We start from the raw sequence: 2,500 nt of genomic DNA on the forward strand, positions 1-2,500 counted from the left end.
CTATGGCCACCAAGCAATGAAGCCGGTGTGGCGCGCATGGGAACAGGTTTTTTTCAAATCGTGCACTGTCAAAGGCTGGGAAGTTCATCCACCCTGTTAGCGACAACCCAGGGTTGTCGATGGGGGTGTGAAACTCTCAAGCGCGAAAAGAGCAATTAGTATCGGTTAGCTCCACGCGTTACCGCGCTTCCACATCCGATCTATCAAGGTCGTGGTCTTCGACCGCTCTATGAAATCTTATCTCGAGGGAGGCTTCCCGCTTAGATGCTTTCAGCGGTTATCCCGTCCATACATAGCTACCCAGCTGCGCTCCTGGCGGAACGACTGGTACACCAGAGGTATGTTCAACCCGGTCCTCTCGTACTAGGGTCAACTCCTCTCAAATTTCGACGCCCACGGCAGATAGGGACCAAACTGTCTCGCGACGTTCTGAACCCAGCTCACGTACCACTTTAATTGGCGAACAGCCAAACCCTTGGGACCTGCTCCAGCCCCAGGATGTGATGAGCCGACATCGAGGTGCCAAACAACCCCGTCGATATGAGCTCTTGGGGGTTATCAGCCTGTTATCCCCGGCGTACCTTTTATCCGTTGAGCGATGGCCCTTCCACGAGGGACCACCGGATCACTATGACCGACTTTCGTCTCTGCTCGACTTGTCAGTCTCGCAGTCAGGCTGGCTTATGCCATTGCACTCTAACAGCCGGTTTCCAACCGGCCTGAGCCAACCTTCGCGCGCCTCCGTTACTCTTTAGGAGGCGACCGCCCCAGTCAAACTACCCGCCACAGAGGGTCCCTGTACCGGATGACGGTACGAGGTTAGACAGTAAAGAACAACAGGGTGGTATTTCACTTGGTGGCTCCACACCAGCTGGCGCCGGTGCTTCAAAGCCTCCCACCTATTCTACACAGTTGTTCTCCACTGCCACTCTGAAGCTGCAGTAAAGGTGCACGGGGTCTTTCCGTCTAACCGCGGGTACTCCGCATCTTCACGGAGAATTCAATTTCGCTGAGCATGTCCTGGAGACAGTGGGGAAGTCGTTACGCCATTCGTGCAGGTCGGAACTTACCCGACAAGGAATTTCGCTACCTTAGGACCGTTATAGTTACGGCCGCCGTTTACCTGGGCTTCATTTCGGAGCTTGCACTCCTCCACTTAACCTTCAGGCACCGGGCAGGCGTCAGGCCCTATACGTCGTCTTGAAGCCGACTTAGCAGAGCCCTGTGTTTTTGCTAAACAGTCGCTACCCCCTGGCCTGTGCCCCCTGCAAACGGTTGCCCGCATGCAGGGCCTCCTTCTTCCGAAGGTACGGAGGCAATTTGCCGAGTTCCTTCAGGACACTTCTCTCAAGCGCCTTGGTATACTCTACCTGACCACCTGTGTCGGTTTCGGGTACGGTCTATACGGTGGGGCTATTTCCCGGGACTGCTTCGAAGCCAGCTCAATCCGATAAGAGCTGACAACACACGCAATCCGTCACACACCACCAGGCCCACGAATATTAACGTGGTTCCCATCGACTACCCCCTTCGGGCTCGTCTTAGGGGCCGGCTCACCCTGCGCGGATTAGCCTTGCGCAGGAACCCTTGGTCTTTCGGCGAGAGGGCATCTCACCCTCTTTATCGCTACTCATGTCTGCATTCGCACTTCCGATACCTCCATGGTCGGTTACCCTTCCACTTCACAGGCTTACGGAACGCTCCGCTACCGCGTGTCTTGCGACACACCCTAAGCTTCGGTGCACGTCTTGAGCCCCGTTACATCTTCGCCGCAGGAACCCTTGTTTAGACCAGTGAGCTGTTACGCTTTCTTTAAAGGATGGCTGCTTCTAAGCCAACCTCCTGGTTGTTTTGGGATTCCCACATGCTTTCCCACTTAGACGTGACTTGGGGACCTTAGCTGTAGGTCAGGGCTGTTTCCCTTTTGACGACGGACCTTAGCACCCGCCGTCTGTCTCCCGGATATCACTCCTAGGTATTCGGAGTTTGGTTAGAGTTGGTAGATCTCGCGACCCCCGCATCCATCCAGTGCTCTACCCCCTAGGGTGTTCATCCGAGGCACTACCTCAATAGTTTTCGCGGAGAACCAGCTATTTCCCGGCTTGATTGGCCTTTCACCCCTAAGCACAACTCATCCGGTAACTTTTCAACGTTAATCGGTTCGGACCTCCAGTGCGTGTTACCGCACCTTCATCCTGGTCATGCATAGATCGCCGGGTTTCGGGTCTAATGCATCAAACTAAGTCGCCCTATTCAGACTCGCTTTCGCTACGCCTACACCTATCGGCTTAAGCTTGCTTGATACATTAAGTCACAGACCCATTATGCAAGAGGTACGCTGTCAGGCCTCAAGGACCCTCCAACTGCTTGTAGGCATTCGGTTTCAGGTACTGTTTCACTCCCCTCATCGGGGTGCTTTTCACCTTTCCCTCACGGTACTAGTTCGCTATCGGTCATGTACGAGTATTTAGGCTTGGAGGGTGGTCCCCCCATGTTCAGA

At 54.6% G+C, this 2,500-nt stretch carries 1 rRNA gene (cut by a window edge); it reads right to left on the minus strand.

The features are described from left to right. Positions 1 to 135 precede the first annotated feature (135 nt). Positions 136 to 2,500 (minus strand): 23S ribosomal RNA (locus A7X12_RS22885) (it continues 429 nt past the right edge of the window).

It is taken from the genome of Sphingomonas sp. TDK1 (assembly GCF_001650735.1).
Taxonomy (GTDB): Bacteria; Pseudomonadota; Alphaproteobacteria; order Sphingomonadales; family Sphingomonadaceae; genus Sphingomonas.